General features: G+C 41.3%; 1 protein-coding gene. It reads right to left on the bottom strand.

What is annotated here, in order from left to right; translation table 11 throughout:
* A partial coding sequence (locus tag AAEY62_RS20490) for an NAD(P)/FAD-dependent oxidoreductase (protein WP_350636075.1) occupies positions 1-409 on the bottom strand: 409 nt, incomplete at both ends.

Raw genomic sequence — 409 nt, 5'->3', positions numbered from 1 at the left:
ACCAAAGGTGCAATTAAACTTGCTGATTTAAGCGCAATGGTTACTCCTGATGAAAACACCGGATCTAAAAACTCTCCCGCATTGCCTAATAGCGCAAAGTGCTGTCCATACAGCTTACTCACATTAGAGGAGTAGCCTGTTATGCTGCGAGCTGGCCCAATTAATTCGCGTTTAGCTAGCAGTGCTTTTAAATGTGGATCTTGCTCTAAAAAGCGATTTAACATTACCTCTGCTTCGTCGTCATTAAAACGCTCAGACTCTGCTACAACACCAATACTTGCGGTGCCATCACTAAAGGGAATTAGCCAATACCATATATCTCGGTGCTCTGGGTGTACGGTAATGAGGATTTTATTACGATCAAAATTTTCATCGCTAATATTATCTACAAAGTGGCTAAAATAAGCAC

The sequence above is a fragment of the Pseudoalteromonas sp. GW168-MNA-CIBAN-0100 genome (assembly GCF_040309225.1).
Lineage (GTDB): Bacteria > Pseudomonadota > Gammaproteobacteria > Enterobacterales > Alteromonadaceae > Pseudoalteromonas > Pseudoalteromonas arctica.
The sequence above is the reverse complement of the archived record's forward strand: the minus strand, read 5'-3'. Positions and strand labels throughout refer to the sequence as shown.